Origin of the sequence: Neisseria animalis (assembly GCF_900636515.1) — a bacterium.
Lineage (GTDB): Bacteria > Pseudomonadota > Gammaproteobacteria > Burkholderiales > Neisseriaceae > Neisseria > Neisseria animalis.
Window position 1 is genome coordinate 1,332,709 of the sequence record NZ_LR134287.1, and the last position, 17,179, is coordinate 1,349,887.

Below are 17,179 nucleotides of genomic sequence, written 5' to 3' on the forward strand. Positions count from 1 at the left end.
ACGCTGTATCATTCTTATTTTAAATGACTATACTAGAACAGTAAGTCCGCCGAACGGTATTTGTCCTCACGTACAGCAACTTTGCTGCCTTGCTTCACGCTGTGTTATCCAACCATTTTTACAGACGGCCTTTTACGAGCATCTTGCTCTATTAATCGTCTAAATGTTCGCTGCTTCTGGCCAGAATGGTACGGTTGCCGTTACTTTCAGGGGCTGAAACGATGCCGTCGCTTTCCATTTGGTCAATCAGTCGGGCTGCGCGGTTGTAGCCGATACGCAATGCGCGCTGTACGCCTGAGATACTTGCCTTACGCGATTTGATGACAAATGCTACGGCTTCGTCATACATCGGATCGACATCGCTGTCGTTGCTGCGCCCGATGCCCGGCAGTTCTTCCATGCCGCCGCTGAGGATTTCGTCAATATAATCAGGCTCGCCGAATTGTTTGAGATATTCGACCACATGATGCACTTCTTCATCGGAGGCAAACGCTCCGTGTACGCGCTGCGGATAACCCGTACCCGGCGGTAAAAACAGCATATCTCCTTGTCCCAGCAGATTTTCTGCGCCCATTTGATCGAGAATCGTGCGGCTGTCCACTTTACCCGATACTTGGAAAGCAATGCGGGTCGGAATATTTGCTTTAATCAATCCGGTAATAACGTCCACGCTCGGGCGTTGCGTTGCCAAAATCAAATGAATGCCTGCGGCACGCGCTTTTTGAGCCAAACGGGCAATCAGTTCTTCGATTTTCTTACCTGCCGTCATCATCAAGTCGGCAAACTCGTCCACAACCACCACGATAAACGGCAATTTTTCCAAATATTCGGGATTATCCGGCGTAAGTGTAAACGGATTAACGATTTTTTCGCCTCGGGCTGCTGCTTCTGCGATTTTTTGGTTGAATCCGGCCAGATTGCGCACGCCTGCATGACTCATCAGACGATAGCGTTTTTCCATTTCGTTGACACACCAATTCAGCGCATTGGCAGCCAATTTCATGTCTGTTACCACTGGGGCGAGCAGGTGGGGAATGCCCTCGTAAATGCTCAATTCCAGCATTTTCGGGTCAATCATAATCATCCGCACTTCTTCCGGCGTGGCTTTGAACAGCATGGATAAAATCATGGCATTCACGCCTACCGATTTACCCGAGCCGGTTGTACCCGCTACCAACAAATGCGGTGCTTTCGCCAAGTCGGTAACTACGGGCTCTCCGGTAATGTCTTGCCCCAAGGCCAAAGTCAGTTTGGAACGGGATTCTTTAAAGGTTTGCGAATTAAAGATTTCACTCAATCGTATGGTTTGGCGGCGCGGGTTGGGCAGCTCCAAGCCCATGCAGGTTTTGCCCGGAATGGTTTCGACCACGCGGATAGAAGCCACGCCTAAAGAGCGCGCCAAGTCTTTTTCCAAATTCAGCACTGAATTGCCGCGCACGCCTACATCGGGCTCGATTTCGTAGCGGGTGATGACCGGGCCGGAATAAGCGTCCATCACTTTGACTTTAACTTTAAACTCCGCCAGTTTCTCTTCAATGGTAATACTGTTTTCCAGCAGAGCTTCTTCTGTCTGCTTCGCACTCGGATCGAATTGCGGCGGCAGCAACAAATCAAGAGAAGGCAAAATTGTTGTACCACTTTGATTTTCATTGATGTTTGCAACAGGTGCAACAACCGGAGACGGGGTTTGCTCCGCAAGCACTTCGGTGTGCGCGGCCTGAAGACGGACCGGCTCGGGCGCGCTCAACCGATTGGACACCGGCGTAAATTCAGCCTGAGACTCTTCTGTTTTTGCAGACGGCAATATTGCGGGCTGTTGCGGTTTAACATCCGAAACAGGCGCAACGTCCGAAACTTCCTCTTCGTGCCATACCGCAGCTCCAACAGGGGTTGCCACCGCTGCCGAAGAGCCAGATTCTTGGGTGAGGAAATCGTGAATCGAACGTTCAGGATAATTGCTGATGTGTGCGCTTACCGTTACTTCGGATTCCGTCGGGTGATAGGATACACTCTGTGCCGCTTTTTCGACCAAAGCGGTGTTTTGTGCAAGCGCCTCTTGCGGGGCAACAGAAGGTTGTGAAACCGTTTCCGGAGATACCGTCTGAGCGGAAACATCAGGAACCGCGCTAACGGAACGAGCGGCAAAAGGAGAAACATAAGCACGCTGCTGAGGCTGCGAACCTTGCGGCTTGTTGGTTTTAACCGCACTTACCCCCTGAACCGAACGCTCTGAACCAGACACATCTTGGCGCGCCGCTTCAATATGGCGCATGGATCGTGCCTGACGGCGCGGCAGTTGCTGTCCTAAATTTGCAAGAATTTCATCACTTTGTATGGTTGGCGGCTGATAATGACGCACAGGTGCAACCGCAGCCGCCAAACGACCGCGCGCAGCAGACTGGCGCGCCAAATCGTTTTGGATACTGTCCATACTGATTTCAATTCTATTGCTTGAAATACCTGCCGCAACAGCAGAACGGTAATCCGAGGCCGTCTGCAAATTCGCTGTTTCCGCCCGCTTCATTGTTTTCAAATGCAGGGAATCAACATCTGCCAATACACGGTTACGGGTACGGCGCAGCACAGGATCGTCTAAGTCAATAATTTCCAAACCTTTAATCGGACTGCGCGACGTTTTAATCAATGTTTCCATGCCGGAAGGTTCGGCCTGTTTCTCCGTTGCTGCCGGAGCATGGACACTCCGTTCGGCATATTCCTGCATCACCGCCTCACTTAAAGATTGGCGCGCATCTTGCAGGGTAATTTCCTCCCAATCCGTACCGCTGACCTTACGCGGACGGTATTCCGGCACTTCCATTTCCACAAACGGCACAATTTCAGGATAAGCAGGCAAGCGCACGCTACCCTTTGCCCGGGCAGATTGTCCGTATTGTACCTTATCTTCCTGCTCCGTTTCCGCTGCGGAAAACACTGTTTGATCGTCAACATAATCCCATGTTTCCGTATCTTCCGCCCGCATTTGCTTTTGCGCCGCCAGCAAGCGCAAACGTGCCTGAAAGCTGCTCTGCCCTGCTTTGCTGCGGCGTAACGGATTTAATCCGATTAAATGCCGCCACCACGAATTTACAGACGGCATACCGACACGCATATCCTCCGGCAGCTCCCCATTATCAGCAAAATCCGACAGCTCCCGACGCCACTCCTGCTCTTGACGGTAATGCAGCCATAACGCCCCGCCAATCGCACACAGCAATAAAAACACCAAAACAGTCCACAGCATACAAAGCCTTATTTAATCTTATTCTCTTAAACAGCAAAGCTCTCTATTCTAACGTGTTTCAGCACGAATAAAAAGCCGTCTGCAAAAACCGCCCTGCCCTTTGATGATTCCTTACGATTACTCAAGCAGAAAACTCAGCCAAACCGTATGAAATTTGCAGACGGCATTTGTGCTTCAGTTTGCCAGAAGCATTATCTGTTTAGTGTCTGATTCAAGCCATCTCCTGCCTGACCCATTCCAAAAAGAGCTGCTTGCGCGTGTCGGCGGCAAAGGGTTTGTCCGACAGTAAATAGTAGTGGGAACCGTCGGCGCAAAAACCATGCGGTGCAATGAAAATACCTTTGTTGATTTCATCTTCCACCATTTTTTCTGAAACCACAGCAGCACCCATTCCGGCAATGGCGGCCTGTATGCACAGATAAAAGTGCTCGAAAAACAGCTCGCCCTCGGCTTCAAAGCTGATGCCTGTTTGATTTTGCCAATCCCGCCATGCCAGGGGTCGGGTATGGGTATGGAGTTTTTTGTATTGCGTTAAGGCGGGAATGTGCACCACGCCTGTTTTTTCTGCTGCAACAGCTTCTGCAAATATTTCAGACGGCCACATAAAGTCGTTGCGCCGTAAGGCCGCGTCGATTGACTGACGGGCAAAGTCCACCATGCCGCCTGCTGCCAAAATAACGACATTAAAGCCGTGTGCCTGCTGGAATGCGCCGATACGCGGAATCAGCCATTTCATCGCCAATATCGGTTCGCACGATACCACTAAATCACGTTTTTCCTGCGGTGCAATGCGGCGCAGCGTGTTGTCCAATTCTTCGAAAATATGGCGGCAACACCCCATCAGCTCTACCCCTTGCGCCGAAAGCCGCAAGCCGCGTCCTTGTTTGACAAATAAAGATACGCCTGTGAATTGCTCCAGCAGTTTAATCTGTTTGCTGACTGCACCGTGAGTAACGTGGAGTATTCTTGCTGCTTCGGTGATGCTGCCCGTATGTGCGGCATGGTAGAAAAACTTCAGTGCGTTAAACGGCATGCGGTTGAGGTTTATCTGTTCCAAAATTTCACCTATTTGCGGAAAATAATTCGATTTTTCAAAAGGGGTAAAACAGTCATAATTTTATTCAAAATTATTATTACTCGGTTTTTTTAAGGAGGGAATATGAAGTATCAAAATATATAGTCGAATAAAATAAGAATGAGACAAGGCAGCGAAGCCGCAGACAGTACACATAGTACGGCAAGGCAAAGCAACGCTGTATCATTCTTATTTTAAATGACTATAAACAATAATTTGGACTGTTTGCTTGAAATTGCGGAGCAATTGGAGCAAAAGCATTTTTTATATCTTCCGGCAGATAAAATCAAGCAGATTATGGGAGAAATTCTCTTGCATTATCCGACAAAAGAAACGGTTCGTACCTTTATACAAAGTTGGGAGGGCTTGGGTGAAGATACTTTTATGGCTGATGGAGGCAAGTATAGGCAGCGCGCTCATGCTGTTTTTGAAACCGTCTCTTCGGAGCAGTCCATACAACTGCTGCCTTACCAACCTCACTACCAAACGAAAGATTACAATACGTTGAACGGTGGGGTTGCCAGATATTTTCAAGAGATTTCGGGGGACTTTTTACAAAATGAAGTATTTGAGGCACTGATAAAGTTGGCTTATTCGGTATTTTCAAAATGCAAACCGAAAAACTATTTCATCGGGGTACATCAGTTTCGAATTACTGCCAAAGAGAAAAATATCGGGCTGCCTACACCTGAAGGCGTGCATCGCGACGGAGTGTCTTTTGTATTCATGGTTATGGCTTCCCGTTGTAATGTCGAAGGTGGGGAAACCGCTATTTATGATTTGGAACGAAACAAACTTTCTGCGTTTACATTATCGGAAACATTTGATGCGGCAATTGTTGATGATACTCAGGTTTTCCATGGAGTAAGCCCGATTTTCAGAAAAGATGAAAATATAGAAAAAGCGTATCGTGATGTGTTGGTAATAACTTTTAAAGAGAAAGCGGCTGTTTGAAATGAACGAACTTTTAGCAGTAGCCGCCATTACCGTATTGGCTGTTATCAGTCCCGGCGGGGATTTTGCGATGACGACACGCAACAGCTACCTTTATGGCAAGCGGGCGGGAATATTGACGGCGCTGGGGATTGCTTCGGCAGTCTGGATACACGTTGCTTATACCTTATTGGGCGTAAGTGTGTTGTTGCTGCGTTTTCCTTTTGTGTTTCATGCGGTTAAGTTATTGGGTGCGGTTTATTTGGTGTATGTGGGCTGGCAGACTTTCCGTCACCTCCCTGTATCTGTGGATTTGGCAGGGTATCCGGAACAGGCTTTAAGCAATGTGCAGGCGTTTAAAAATGGTTTTGTGACCAATGCACTAAATCCGAAAACCACTTTGTTCGTTTTATCCACTTTTACCCAGATTGTCGGTAGTGATACGTCGTTGGCGGTACAGGCAGGCTACGGAGCATTTATGTCGCTGGCGCATTTGGTCTGGTTTGCGGCGGTAGCTACGGTATTGGGCAATCCCCTTATCCGCAACAGCTTGATTCGGAGGCAGGTAGCGGTTAACCGAATCATCGGTGTGGTCTTGGCTTTGCTGGGGCTGATGCTGATATTTGCTTCAGTATAGGAGAAATCATGATGAAAAAGTATGCGTTTTTGGATATGGAGGGAGTGTTATACCCTGAGTTGTGGGAAATCTATGCGGAAAAACTGGGATTGCCGCAGTTGGCAAAAACCACGCGTCAAGAACCGGATTTCAGTAAGCTGATGGAGGAGAGAATCTCTTTGTTGGCGCAAAACGGAATCAGACTGGCACATTTGTCGGCATACTCGGATGAAGTGCGGCTGTTGGAGGGTGCAGCGGATTTTGTCGCTCAGTTGAAGCGCAAAGGCTTTGAAATTCATGTGGTAACGGATGCGTTTGCTGAAATTATCGGAACGGCATTGGAGCCTTTGGCTGTTGAGGCAGTTCATACCAATTATTTCGAATGCAATGCCGACGGACTCATCCGCAAGGCTGTTTATACGCATACCCAAGGAAAGCATGAAGTATTGGCGAAAATCGTTAAAAAAGGGGATTTTTGTATTGCGGTAGGCGATACGTTTAATGACTTTTCAATGTTGCAGTATGCGGATAAGGGTTTTTTATTCAGGCCGTCTGCAGAAGCGGGAAAACATGTACCTGATGGTATAACCGTTACCAAACATTATTCGGAGATATTGGCTGTGGTTTGAAATGATTTTTAAGCCGCCAAAGGCCGTCTGCATATCTGATTTATCAGTATAATCGAATATGCAGACGGCCTTTGTACAACGTTGGACGGTTAAAGCTAAATCAATCTGTACCTCTTGCGCGGTTTTCGTGGAATTGTGCCTGCCAGTCGGCAAATTTACCCTGCTCGATGGCTTCGCGCATTTCGGCCATGATGACTTGGTAGAAATGCAGGTTGTGGATGGTGTTGAGCTGTGCGCCGAGGATTTCGCCGGCGCGGTGCAAGTGGTGCAGATAGGCGCGGCTGAAGTTGCGGCAGGCGTAGCAGGTGCAGCTTTCGTCCAAGGGGCGGGTGTCGTGTTTGTGTTTGGCGTTTTTGATTTTGATGTCGCCGAAGCGGGTAAACAGCCAGCCGTTGCGGGCGTTGCGGGTGGGCATCACGCAATCGAACATATCGATGCCGTGCGCCACGCCGTAAACCAAATCTTCGGGGGTGCCGACACCCATCAGATAATGCGGTTTGTGTGCAGGCAGCATGGGACCAACGGCGCGTATCATGCGGTACATTTCGGGCTTGGGTTCGCCGACGGAGAGACCGCCGATAGCAAGGCCGGGGAAGTCGAATTGCTCCAATCCTTTGAGCGATTCTTCGCGCAGGTCTTCATACATTGCGCCTTGTACGATGCCGAAGAGGGCGTTGGGGTTTTTGAGGTCTTCAAAGGCTTTTTTGCTGCGCTCCGCCCAGCGCAGGCTCATTTGCAGCGATAGGCGCGCCTGTTCGCGGCCGGCTTCGCCCGGAGTGCATTCGTCGAGCTGCATGACGATGTCGGAGTTTAATACGGTTTGGATTTTCATCGAGATTTCGGGCGAGAGAAAGAGTTTGTCGCCGTTAATCGGGCTTTTGAAGGTACAGCCTTCTTCGGTGAGCTTGCGCATGTCTGAAAGGGAGAAGACTTGGAAGCCGCCGGAATCGGTGAGGATGGGTTTGTTCCAGCCGATAAAGCCGTGCAGGCCGCCGAATTGTTCGATGACTTCGAGGCCGGGGCGCAGCCATAAATGGTAGGTGTTGCCTAAAATAATCTGCGCTTTGATGTCGTGCAGGTTGTCGGGAGTCATGGCTTTGACCGAGCCGTAGGTGCCGACAGGCATGAATACGGGGGTTTCGATTGTACCGTGGTTGAGTTCGAGCGTGCCGCGGCGTGCGTGGCCGTCGGTTTTGTGCAGGGTGAATTTGAGCATATCGCGTTGGATTTGAATTTGAAGTAATGAAATTAATCAGAATTATAACGGAATTGTGCTTATGCCGTCTGAAAAATACAACCAACACTTGCCAAGCTCCGAAACAATCGGATAAAATCCTTTTCTGTCTTTTGCAGGCACGTAGCTCAGTTGGTTAGAGCACCACCTTGACATGGTGGGGGTCGTTGGTTCGAATCCAATCGTGCCTACCAAATATTTACAACAAAACCATAAGGTTTTGTTGTTTTTATATATAAACAATAATTACTGCATTACTGGCCTCGGAGTATCCCATGTTGAACATTACCTTGCCGGACGGCTCGGTCCGCCAATACGAATCCCCTGTTACCGTGGCGCAAATCGCCGCTTCTATCGGTGCGAGTTTGGCGAAGGCTGCGGTTGCGGGCAAAGTAAACGGCAAGTTGGTTGATGCTTGCGATCCGATTACCGAAGATGCCGATGTGCAGATTATTACTCCGAAAGACCAAGAAGGTGTGGAAATCATCCGCCATTCTTGTGCGCACTTGGTCGGCCATGCGGTCAAACAGCTTTATCCGAATGCCAAAATGGTTATCGGGCCTGTTATCGAAGACGGTTTTTACTACGATATCGCCACCGAAAAGCCTTTTACACCGGAAGATGTTGCAGCCATTGAAGCGCGCATGAAGGAATTGATTGCGCAGGATTACGATGTCATTAAGGTAATGACTCCGCGTGCCGAAACCATTAAAACGTTCCAAGAACGGGGCGAAGAATACAAACTGCGCCTGATTGAAGATATGCCTGAAGTGGAAGCCATGGGCTTGTACCACCATCAGGAATATGTCGATATGTGCCGCGGTCCGCACGTTCCGAATACCCGTTTTTTGAAAAACTTCAAGCTGACCAAGCTGGCAGGTGCCTACTGGCGCGGAGACAGCAATAATGAAATGCTGCAACGCATTTACGGTACGGCATGGGCAGGCAAAGACGAATTGAAAGCCTATATCCGGCGCATCGAAGAGGCTGAAAAGCGCGACCACCGCAAGCTGGGCAGGCAATTGGATTTGTTCCACCTGCAAGACGAAGCACCGGGCATGGTGTTCTGGCATCCGAAAGGCTGGGCACTGTGGCAGGCTATCGAGCAGCATATGCGCCGCGAGCTGGATGCGGCAGGCTATAAAGAAATCAAAACCCCGATGATGATGGACAAAACCTTCTGGGAGCGTTCGGGTCACTGGGAAAACTACAAAGACAACATGTTTACGACCCAGTCGGAAAAACGCGAATACGCGGTAAAACCGATGAACTGTCCGGGTCATGTGCAGGTATTCAACAACAGCCTGCGCTCATACCGTGATTTGCCGATGCGTTTGGCCGAATTCGGTTCCTGCCACCGTAATGAACCGACCGGCGCGTTGCACGGCCTGATGCGCGTACGCGGTTTCGTGCAAGACGATGCGCATATTTTCTGTACCGAAGACCAAATCGTATCCGAAGCGCAAGCGTTCAACGAATTGCTGGCGCGTATTTACAAGCAGTTTGGTTTCCATGATGTTTCGGTGAAACTGTCATTGCGTCCCGAGCAGCGCGCCGGTTCCGATGAAATTTGGGATAAGGCCGAGCAGGGTTTGCGCGATGCCCTGACCGCTTGCGGCGTGGAATGGGAAGAATTGCCGGGAGAAGGTGCTTTTTACGGTCCGAAAATCGAATATCACGTCAAGGACGCACTCGGCCGCTCTTGGCAGTGCGGTACGCTGCAATTAGACTTCGTATTACCGGAACGCTTGAATGCGGAATATGTTACCGAAAACAACGATCGCGCCCGTCCGGTGATGTTGCACCGCGCCATTCTCGGCTCATTGGAGCGTTTTATCGGCATTCTGATTGAAAACCATGCCGGTTCGTTCCCATTGTGGCTGGCTCCGGTACAGATGGTGATTATGAACATCACCGAAAATCAAGCGGATTACTGTCGTGAAGTGGCCGCCAGATTGCAGGCTGCCGGTTTCCGTGTCGAGTTGGATTTGCGCAACGAAAAAATCGGTTACAAAATCCGCGACAACAGCCAATACCGTTTCCCTTATCAAATCGTTGTCGGCGATAAAGAGAAACAAGAAAATAAAGTGGCCGTACGCCGCAAAGCAGAGGACTTGGGTTCGTTAAACTTGGATGATTTTATTGCCCGGTTGAAACATGAAATCGCCGAAGCCCTTGTTAATCATTAATTTTTAAAAGGAGTATCATCATCGCTCAGGAACGCGAAGCACGAATTAATGGCGAAATTACCGCCAAGGAAGTGCGATTAATCAGTGATTCAGGCGAACAGCTTGGGGTAGTGTCTCTTCGTGAAGCATTGGCTATGGCGGAAGAGAAAGATGTAGATTTGGTAGAAATTTCCCCTACTGCCAAACCGCCCGTGTGCAAATTGATGGACTTTGGTAAATACAAATACCAGCAGGCCAAAAAACGCGACGAAGCCAAGAAAAACCAAAAACAGGTACAAATCAAGGAAATCAAATTCCGTCCGGGTACCGATGAAGGCGATTACCAAATCAAAATGCGCAACATCAACCGCTTTTTGGCAGATGGTGATAAAGTAAAAGTTACATTGCGTTTCCGCGGCCGGGAAATGGCACACCAACAATTGGGTGCGCAGCTTTTGGAGCGCGTGAAAGAAGATTTGGCCGAAGTGGCGCAAATTGAGTCCTTTCCGAAAATGGAAGGCCGTCAGATGGTGATGATGATTGCGCCTAAGAAAAAATAAGATTATAATAATCGGCTTGTTCTGATTGCCGCGCGGAACAAGTTTGAAGGAAGCGGCAAAAACCGTGGTATTCGGGTTTCAAGTGTTTGGAATGCTTTGCTGTTTAAACCCCCTTATACCTTATCTAACAATGAATGGAGTTTTCCCATGCCTAAAATGAAAACCAAATCCAGTGCGAAAAAACGCTTTAAAGTACTGGGTAACGGTGGTGTGAAACGCGGTCATGCTTTCAAAAGCCATATCCTGACCAAAAAAACCACTAAAACCAAACGCAACCTGCGCGGCACCGCTATGGTGAACGAACGCGATTTGGCTGCAGTTGCTAAAATGTTACCCTACGCTTAAGGAGTTTGAACTATGCCACGCGTAAAACGCGGTGTTACCGCACGTGCCCGCCACCAAAAAATCTTCGCGTTAGCCAAGGGCTACCGCGGTCGTCGTAAAAACGTTTACCGCGTTGCCAAGCAAGCGGTAATGAAGGCCGGTCAATATGCATACCGCGACCGCCGCCAACGTAAACGCCAATTCCGCCAACTGTGGATTGTGCGTATCAATGCAGGTGCCCGTGAAAACGGCCTGTCTTACAGCAAATTCATGAACGGTCTGAAACGCGCGTCTATCGAAATCGACCGCAAAGTATTGGCTGATTTGGCTGTATTCGACAAACCGGCATTCGCGCAATTGGTTGAAAAAGCCAAAGCTGCTTTGGCTTAAGCATTGCCAGATTTAAAAAAGGAAACTTCGGTTTCCTTTTTTTATTTTTAAATTTCTATGTGGTTGATTTTTTTCTTGAAAATGCTGTTTTTTTGACATAAATTGCGTTAGAATATAAACCGATTTTATCTAGCGGATTGGCGTGGTTGCAATGCCGTCTGAAACTTCAGACGGCCTTATTCTTTTTTTGTTTGACCCGCCCGCCTCCGCCAACTTTCAAACAACAAAGACTCTTATGGAAAATGTAAACCGTATCGTTGCCGAAGGCATCGCAGCCTTAGAAACTGCGACAGATTTCAACGCCTTGGAACAAGTCAAAGCCCAATACCTCGGTAAAACCGGCGAACTCAACCTCCTGCTCAAACAACTGGGCCAAATGTCGCCCGAAGAGCGCAAAACCGTCGGTGCGCACATCAACGAATGCAAAAACCAATTTCAGACGGCCTATAATGCTAAGCGCGATGCGCTGAATACCGCCAAGCTGGAAGCCCGGCTGGCTGCCGAGGCTTTGGATGTGACCCTCCCCGGCCGCGGTCAAGTTTCAGGCGGCCTGCATCCGGTTACTCTGACCCTGCAACGCGTGGTCGAGCTGTTCCACGGTATGGGCTTCGAAGTGGCCGACGGTCCCGAAATCGAAGATGATTTTCACAATTTCCAAGCCCTGAACATCCCGCAAAACCACCCCGCCCGCGCCATGCAGGATACGTTTTACGTGGAAAACGGCGACGTTTTGCGCACCCACACCTCGCCCATTCAAATCCGCTATATGCTGGATAAGAAAAACCCGCCCATCCGCATCATCGCGCCCGGCCGGGTATACCGCGTCGACAGCGATGCCACACATTCGCCCATGTTCCACCAAGCCGAAGGGCTGTGGGTAGAGGAAGGCGTTACCTTTGCCGACCTGAAAGCCGTGTTTACCGACTTTATCCGCCGCTTTTTCGAGCGAGACGATTTGCAAGTGCGCTTCCGTCCCTCATTCTTCCCCTTTACCGAACCTTCCGCCGAAATCGACATCATGGGCGACAACGGCAAATGGCTGGAAGTCGGCGGCTGCGGCATGGTGCATCCGAATGTATTGCGCAACGTCAACATCGATCCGGAAAAATACACCGGTTTCGCCTTCGGCATCGGCCTCGACCGCTTCGCCATGTTGCGCTACGGCGTGAACGACCTGCGCTTGTTCTTTGATAACGATTTGAACTTTTTGAAACAATTTAAATAAACGCTGATGAAATTTGAACATCTGAAAAGAAATGAGCAGGAAAAAATGCTCATGCCGATTTTAATCAAGCTACTCCAAAATTTAGGCGGAAAAGCCAGCCGAAAAGAATTAAAACATGAAATCAAAACATCGGTTCATGAGATTCCTGAAAGCGTTATTGATGAAACTAGGCCAGCCAAAAATGGCGGGCTATATCATCCGTTTAATTTTGTGTTCAATTTTAGTATTATCAACTTGGAAATGGCAGGTTTTGTAACTTTCCCTGAACGTGGTGTAGTGGCTTTGACTGAAAAGGGTAGAATGTGTCAGGTAGAGCGGTTGGATATAGAAGAAATATACACGCTCTCTAGACCACAATGGGAAAAGCGATCTGCCAAACGCAAAAAGCATTTCAGTGAAGTTTCTATTGAAGAACCGGAATATGAAAATATTGAGGATGAAGATGAAGCTGCTGTCGAAAGCTGGAAATTACAGTTGAAACAGGCTTTGCTCAATATGAAACCCGGGAAATTTGAAATGTTCTGCCGCGCTTTGGTTAAGAAGATGGGAGTGGATATTGACGAAACCAAAGGTATCTCTGCAACAAGAGACGGCGGTATAGACGGCTACGGTTACATTGTTTCCGATGACTTCCGCACTTCTCGCGTCGCCATACAGGCCAAGCGTTGGCAGGATAAGCAACGCATCGGCACACCTGAAATTGATAAATTTACAGGTGCAATGGTTAATAACAATGCAGAATTTGGCATTTTTATCACTACTGCCAGCTTTTCACGTGATGCGGAAAAATATGCTCGTGAAGGAAAATATCCGATTACATTGATTGACGGCGATCGGATTATTGAATTAGTGGAAAAATATAAGTTATACATCACACCAGTAACCACTTATCAACTAGATGGTTTTTATCTGGAAGAAAATTAAATTGCCCAGGCCGCACCTGAAAACCAATTCACTAAATTAAAAAACAAGAGATAAAAGAATGCAATTCTCCTATTCCTGGCTCAAAACCCAAGCCAATCCCAATCTTTCCGCCGAGCAACTTGCCCACCTGCTGACGATGGCGGGTTTGGAAGTCGAAGAAGCCGATGCCGCCGCGCCTGAGTTCAGCGGCGTGGTGGTGGCGGAAGTGAAGTCGGTGGAAAAACATCCCGATGCCGACCGTTTGAACATTACCCAAGTGGATGCGGGTACCGGCGAACTGATTCAAATTGTGTGCGGTGCGCCGAACGTGAAGCCGGGGATTAAAGTACCGTGTTCGCTGCCGGGAGCGGTGCTGCCGGGAAACTTTAAAATCAAGCCGACTCAAATGCGCGGCGTGGTTTCCAACGGCATGCTGTGTTCCACCGACGAGCTGGGCCTGCCCGATGATGGCGTGGACGGTCTGCACATCCTGCCCGCCGACGCGCCAGTCGGCCAAAATATCCGTGAATATTTGGATTTGGACGACACAGTTTTCACGCTGAAAATCACGCCGAACCGTACCGACTGCCTCAGCATTAAAGGCATCGCCCGCGAAGTATCGGCACTGACCCGATGTGCGGTGCAGTTTCCGCATATTCAGACGGCCTCTGTTACCGGCGGGAAAACGCAGGCCGTGCGCATCGATGCGCCGGAAGATTGCGGCCGTTTCATCAGCCGCGTCATCGAAGGCGTAAACGCCCAGGCACAAACACCCGCTTGGATGCGGCAGCGTTTGGAGCGCAGCGGCGTGCGCAGCATTTCCGCGCTGGTGGACATCGGCAATTATGTGATGCTGGAACTCGGCCAGCCGATGCACGTTTTCGATGCCGACAAGATTTCAGGCAGCCTGATTGTACGCCGCGCGGTTGAAGGCGAAGAATTGGCGTGTTTGAACGAAAAAACCGTATGCCTGTCTGAAAACACGCTGGTGGTGGCCGATGAAAAAGGCGCGCTGAGCATGGCCGGACTGATGGGCGGCGAAAGCAGCGCCGTTTCAGACGGCACGAAAAACATCGTTCTCGAAGCGGCTTGGTTCGCGCCGGAAATCATCGCGGGCAAATCGCGCCAATACGGATTCGGCTCAGATTCCTCTTTCCGCTTCGAGCGCGGCGTGGATTACACCTTGCAGGCCGATGCGGTCGAGCGTGCCACCGAACTGGTATTGCAAATCTGCGGCGGCTCGGCCGGCGAAACGGTGGAAGCCGCGGGCAAACTGCCGTCTGCAAAAAGCGTTACCGTGCGCTTGGCGCGGGTGGAAAAATTATTGGGCGTGAGCATCGAAGCCGACCGTGTTGCAACGATTTTGCAGCATTTGGGATTAAACCCCGTGGCTGTCGAAGGCGGTTTTGAAGTGAACGCGCCGAGCTTCCGTTTCGACATCGGAATCGAAGCCGACCTGATTGAAGAAATCGCCCGCGTATACGGCTATGAAAACATTCCCGACGATTACACTTCAGGCCGTCTGAAAATGCTGGCCTTGCCGGAAACCCGCCGCAACCGTTTTGCCGTTTACAGCCAAATGGCAGCGCGCGGTTATCAGGAAGTAGTGAGCTATGCTTTTGTAAACGAGCAATGGGAGCAGGATTTTGCTGCAAACACCGACCCCATCCGCCTGCAAAACCCGCTGGCGGCGCAATACGCCGTAATGCGTTCCACGCTCATCGGCGGTCTGGTGGAAATCCTGCAAAACAATCTGAACCGCAAGCAAAACCGCGTGCGCATTTTCGAAATTGCCCGCGTGTTCGGCAAAGATTCAGACGGCCTCTTCGTTCAAAACGAACGCATCGGCGGCTTGGTTTACGGCAGCGCACTGCCCGAACAATGGGGCGAAAAAGCCCGCCCGGCCGATTTTTACGATGTCAAAGCCGACATCGAAAACCTGCTGGCAGGCAAGCAGGCGGCCTTTGTTAAAGCCGTCCATCCCGCGTTGCACCCCGGCCGCACCGCCGAAATCCAAATCGACGGCCGCACGGTCGGCTTTGTCGGCGAACTGCATCCGAAATGGTTGCAAAAATACGACTTGCCGCAAACGGCTCTGGTATTCGAAATCGACATAGATACCGTGCTCGGACGCGAAAAAACACGTTACCTCCCGGTATCGAAATTCCAACCCGCACGCAGGGATTTGGCATTCGTGATGCCCGAAGACATGACCTGCGACAAGCTGCTTGCCGCCTTAAACAGCGTGAAAAGCCCGCTGATCCGCGAAATCGAAGTATTCGACGTATACCGCGGCACAGGCCTGCCCGAAGGCATGAAGAGCATGGCGGTAAAAGTATTGCTGCAGGATATGGAAGCCACTTTAACCGACGGCGTGGTTGAACCGGTTATGGCGGATTTGGTTGCAGCGGCAGTTGCGGCCGGTGCGCAGCTTCGTGTTTAGCACAAAACATAACAGACAGTGGCACAACATCTAAATTCTTACGTTGTACCATATCTGAGTTTATGCAGCCCGAAGCCGGTGGCAATTTGAAAAATCAGACGGTCTTATCTGTCTGATTTTTCAATGACCGGCCCGAGATTAAAAATAATCAGGCAACGATATTCTGTATTGAGTATCAATATTGGCTGATTTGCTGCCCATATAGCAATGCTGCTTGGCAATACATAAAATCGATTTGATGTTCCGATATTTTCCCTTTTTCCATGCCGAAAAAAACCATCGAACCTGATGCAAATATTGGCTCTGACACTTGATTTTTAAGAAAAATTTAGTAATAATCCCCACCTGTTGAAAATAAAGGTAAGAATATGACACTCACAAAAGCAGAACTGGCCGATATTTTGGTCGATAAAGTCAGCAATGTGACCAAAAACGACGCCAAAGAAATCGTCGAACTTTTCTTTGAAGAAATCCGCAGCACTCTGGCTCGCGGAGAAGAAATCAAAATTTCCGGCTTCGGCAACTTCCAACTGCGCGACAAGCCCCAACGTCCGGGCCGCAATCCTAAAACCGGCGAAGAAGTGCCGATCAGTGCGCGCCGTGTCGTTACTTTCCATGCCAGCCAAAAACTCAAAGGCATGGTGGAGCATTATTATGACAAACAACGCTAATCCGTCCGTTCCTGCACAACGTTATTTTACGCTGGACGAAATGTGCTCGCTGCTGCAAATCAGCCCTTCCCAATTCGCCCAATGGCAGCATGAAAACGGTATCGTTATCGGTCATGGCGGTGAGCGTTATACCCGTTCGGATGTTGTCAAACTGTTAAAACTAAAAGACACTTTTGCGCCTTATGTGGACAGCTTCAGCCAAGGTGCTTTAGATGCAGACGGCAATCCTGCTGCCGATGCCGAAGAAGTCCGTGTCGGACTGAAAAATATTTTGGCGGACTTGGATAAAGCTTTGACCAAATAATCTCAACTTTTAACCGGTTGGCCTCCCCCAATCGGTTTTATTTTTAACCCAATATAAACGAATTAAGGGATTTCGGCCTATCCTCTGAAATCCTGTATAATTTCTATCGTTTTTGCAGACGGCATAAGCGTGCCGTACCTTAATGATTCAGCCAGAAAGAATTTATCATGAGTCAAACCAGCAACTCCGTAATTACCGTTATCGGTAAAGACCGTGTCGGCATCGTTTACGATGTATCTAAAATTTTAGCCGAAAACCAAATCAATATCGTCAATATCAGCCAGCAGCTGATGGACGATTTTTTTACCATGATTATTTTGGTCGATACTTCGAAATGCCCGAAATCGCGTCAGGAAATTTTGGATTTGTTTACTGCCGAGAGCAAAAAGCTGGCTTTGGATATCCGTATGCAAAACGAAGATATTTTCCGAGCCATGCACCGCATTTGAAAGGCCGTCTGAAA

Annotated in this window: 16 protein-coding genes and 1 tRNA gene; 14 read left to right on the forward strand and 3 right to left on the reverse strand. The window is 49.3% G+C overall.

Going from position 1 to position 17,179, the window contains the following annotated elements; all coding sequences use genetic code 11:
- Nucleotides 1–151 precede the first annotated feature (151 nt).
- Both EL111_RS06245 and EL111_RS06250 read right to left on the reverse strand, forming a co-directional pair.
- Nucleotides 152–3,241 carry a DNA translocase FtsK gene (locus tag EL111_RS06245; protein WP_123795349.1) on the reverse strand — a complete coding sequence of 1,030 codons (3,090 nt, stop codon included), beginning with the start codon at nucleotides 3,239–3,241 and terminating at the stop codon, nucleotides 152–154.
- 211 nt (nucleotides 3,242–3,452) lie between these two features.
- Complete coding sequence (locus EL111_RS06250; RefSeq protein WP_231998365.1) at nucleotides 3,453–4,298, reverse strand: LysR family transcriptional regulator; 846 nt, start codon at nucleotides 4,296–4,298, stop codon at nucleotides 3,453–3,455.
- Between the two features lie 234 nt (nucleotides 4,299–4,532).
- On the opposite strand from EL111_RS06250, the gene EL111_RS06255 reads away from it, so the two are divergent.
- The 3 genes from EL111_RS06255 to thrH are packed head-to-tail and all read left to right on the forward strand — an operon-like array spanning nucleotide 4,533 to nucleotide 6,494.
- Nucleotides 4,533–5,270, forward strand: coding sequence for a 2OG-Fe dioxygenase family protein (locus EL111_RS06255; RefSeq protein WP_162842968.1), 738 nt, complete (start codon nucleotides 4,533–4,535; stop codon nucleotides 5,268–5,270).
- Nucleotide 5,271: 1 nt separating this feature from the next.
- A complete protein-coding gene (locus EL111_RS06260; RefSeq protein ID WP_123795351.1) occupies nucleotides 5,272–5,886 on the forward strand; it encodes a LysE family translocator in 615 nt (204 codons plus the stop codon).
- Nucleotides 5,887–5,894: 8 nt separating this feature from the next.
- The gene (thrH, locus tag EL111_RS06265; protein WP_123795352.1) at nucleotides 5,895–6,494 is read left to right on the forward strand and encodes a bifunctional phosphoserine phosphatase/homoserine phosphotransferase ThrH; all 600 of its coding nucleotides are present in this window, start codon (nucleotides 5,895–5,897) and stop codon (nucleotides 6,492–6,494) included.
- A gap of 100 nt (nucleotides 6,495–6,594) precedes the next feature.
- Here thrH and tgt read toward each other — a convergent pair whose 3' ends face one another.
- On the reverse strand, nucleotides 6,595–7,710 hold the full coding sequence (gene tgt, locus EL111_RS06270) for a tRNA guanosine(34) transglycosylase Tgt (RefSeq protein WP_123795353.1): 1,116 nt from the start codon (nucleotides 7,708–7,710) through the stop codon (nucleotides 6,595–6,597).
- Between the two features lie 135 nt (nucleotides 7,711–7,845).
- Between tgt and EL111_RS06275 the strand changes: the two genes are divergently transcribed.
- The 11 genes from EL111_RS06275 to EL111_RS06325 all read left to right on the forward strand — a co-directional run bounded on the left by EL111_RS06275 (nucleotide 7,846) and on the right by EL111_RS06325 (nucleotide 17,165).
- A tRNA-Val gene (locus tag EL111_RS06275) sits at nucleotides 7,846–7,922 on the forward strand.
- An 81-nt stretch (nucleotides 7,923–8,003) separates the two neighbouring features.
- Nucleotides 8,004–9,917, forward strand: a complete 1,914-nt coding sequence (gene thrS / locus EL111_RS06280; protein WP_123795354.1) for a threonine--tRNA ligase — start codon at nucleotides 8,004–8,006, stop codon at nucleotides 9,915–9,917.
- A 17-nt stretch (nucleotides 9,918–9,934) separates the two neighbouring features.
- On the forward strand, nucleotides 9,935–10,456 hold the full coding sequence (gene infC, locus EL111_RS06285) for a translation initiation factor IF-3 (protein WP_123795355.1): 522 nt from the start codon (nucleotides 9,935–9,937) through the stop codon (nucleotides 10,454–10,456).
- 147 nt (nucleotides 10,457–10,603) lie between these two features.
- The gene (rpmI, locus tag EL111_RS06290) at nucleotides 10,604–10,801 is read left to right on the forward strand and encodes a 50S ribosomal protein L35 (protein ID WP_123795356.1); all 198 of its coding nucleotides are present in this window, start codon (nucleotides 10,604–10,606) and stop codon (nucleotides 10,799–10,801) included.
- Between the two features lie 12 nt (nucleotides 10,802–10,813).
- A complete protein-coding gene (gene rplT, locus EL111_RS06295) occupies nucleotides 10,814–11,170 on the forward strand; it encodes a 50S ribosomal protein L20 (RefSeq protein ID WP_123795357.1) in 357 nt (118 codons plus the stop codon).
- 235 nt (nucleotides 11,171–11,405) lie between these two features.
- Nucleotides 11,406–12,395, forward strand: coding sequence for a phenylalanine--tRNA ligase subunit alpha (pheS, locus tag EL111_RS06300; RefSeq protein ID WP_123795358.1), 990 nt, complete (start codon nucleotides 11,406–11,408; stop codon nucleotides 12,393–12,395).
- A 6-nt stretch (nucleotides 12,396–12,401) separates the two neighbouring features.
- Complete coding sequence (locus EL111_RS06305) at nucleotides 12,402–13,319, forward strand: restriction endonuclease (protein ID WP_123795359.1); 918 nt, start codon at nucleotides 12,402–12,404, stop codon at nucleotides 13,317–13,319.
- A gap of 58 nt (nucleotides 13,320–13,377) precedes the next feature.
- Nucleotides 13,378–15,741 (forward strand): phenylalanine--tRNA ligase subunit beta, encoded by a 2,364-nt coding sequence (pheT, locus tag EL111_RS06310; protein ID WP_123795360.1) that lies wholly within the window; start codon nucleotides 13,378–13,380, stop codon nucleotides 15,739–15,741.
- A gap of 368 nt (nucleotides 15,742–16,109) precedes the next feature.
- Entirely contained in the window at nucleotides 16,110–16,412 is a 303-nt protein-coding gene (locus tag EL111_RS06315; protein WP_123795361.1) for an integration host factor subunit alpha, read from the forward strand.
- Nucleotides 16,396–16,716, forward strand: a complete 321-nt coding sequence (locus EL111_RS06320; protein WP_123795362.1) for a DNA-binding protein — start codon at nucleotides 16,396–16,398, stop codon at nucleotides 16,714–16,716. The genes EL111_RS06315 and EL111_RS06320 overlap by 17 nt, the downstream gene beginning before the upstream one ends.
- A 167-nt stretch (nucleotides 16,717–16,883) precedes the next feature.
- Nucleotides 16,884–17,165 (forward strand): ACT domain-containing protein, encoded by a 282-nt coding sequence (locus EL111_RS06325; RefSeq protein WP_123795363.1) that lies wholly within the window; start codon nucleotides 16,884–16,886, stop codon nucleotides 17,163–17,165.
- The last annotated feature ends 14 nt before the right edge of the window (nucleotides 17,166–17,179 follow it).

Excerpts from the sequence above, each read along its gene's own strand:
- thrS (WP_123795354.1), top strand. The coding sequence starts at position 8,004 with ATGTTGAACATTACCTTGCCGGACGGCTCGGTCCGCCAATACGAATCC.
- EL111_RS06325 (WP_123795363.1), top strand. The coding sequence starts at position 16,884 with ATGAGTCAAACCAGCAACTCCGTAATTACCGTTATCGGTAAAGACCGT.
- rpmI (WP_123795356.1), top strand. The coding sequence starts at position 10,604 with ATGCCTAAAATGAAAACCAAATCCAGTGCGAAAAAACGCTTTAAAGTA.
- tgt (WP_123795353.1), bottom strand. The coding sequence starts at position 7,710 with ATGCTCAAATTCACCCTGCACAAAACCGACGGCCACGCACGCCGCGGC.
- EL111_RS06260 (WP_123795351.1), top strand. The coding sequence starts at position 5,272 with ATGAACGAACTTTTAGCAGTAGCCGCCATTACCGTATTGGCTGTTATC.
- rplT (WP_123795357.1), top strand. The coding sequence starts at position 10,814 with ATGCCACGCGTAAAACGCGGTGTTACCGCACGTGCCCGCCACCAAAAA.
- pheT (WP_123795360.1), top strand. The coding sequence starts at position 13,378 with ATGCAATTCTCCTATTCCTGGCTCAAAACCCAAGCCAATCCCAATCTT.
- pheS (WP_123795358.1), top strand. The coding sequence starts at position 11,406 with ATGGAAAATGTAAACCGTATCGTTGCCGAAGGCATCGCAGCCTTAGAA.
- EL111_RS06320 (WP_123795362.1), top strand. The coding sequence starts at position 16,396 with ATGACAAACAACGCTAATCCGTCCGTTCCTGCACAACGTTATTTTACG.
- EL111_RS06305 (WP_123795359.1), top strand. The coding sequence starts at position 12,402 with ATGAAATTTGAACATCTGAAAAGAAATGAGCAGGAAAAAATGCTCATG.
- EL111_RS06315 (WP_123795361.1), top strand. The coding sequence starts at position 16,110 with ATGACACTCACAAAAGCAGAACTGGCCGATATTTTGGTCGATAAAGTC.
- thrH (WP_123795352.1), top strand. The coding sequence starts at position 5,895 with ATGATGAAAAAGTATGCGTTTTTGGATATGGAGGGAGTGTTATACCCT.
- EL111_RS06245 (WP_123795349.1), bottom strand. The coding sequence starts at position 3,241 with ATGCTGTGGACTGTTTTGGTGTTTTTATTGCTGTGTGCGATTGGCGGG.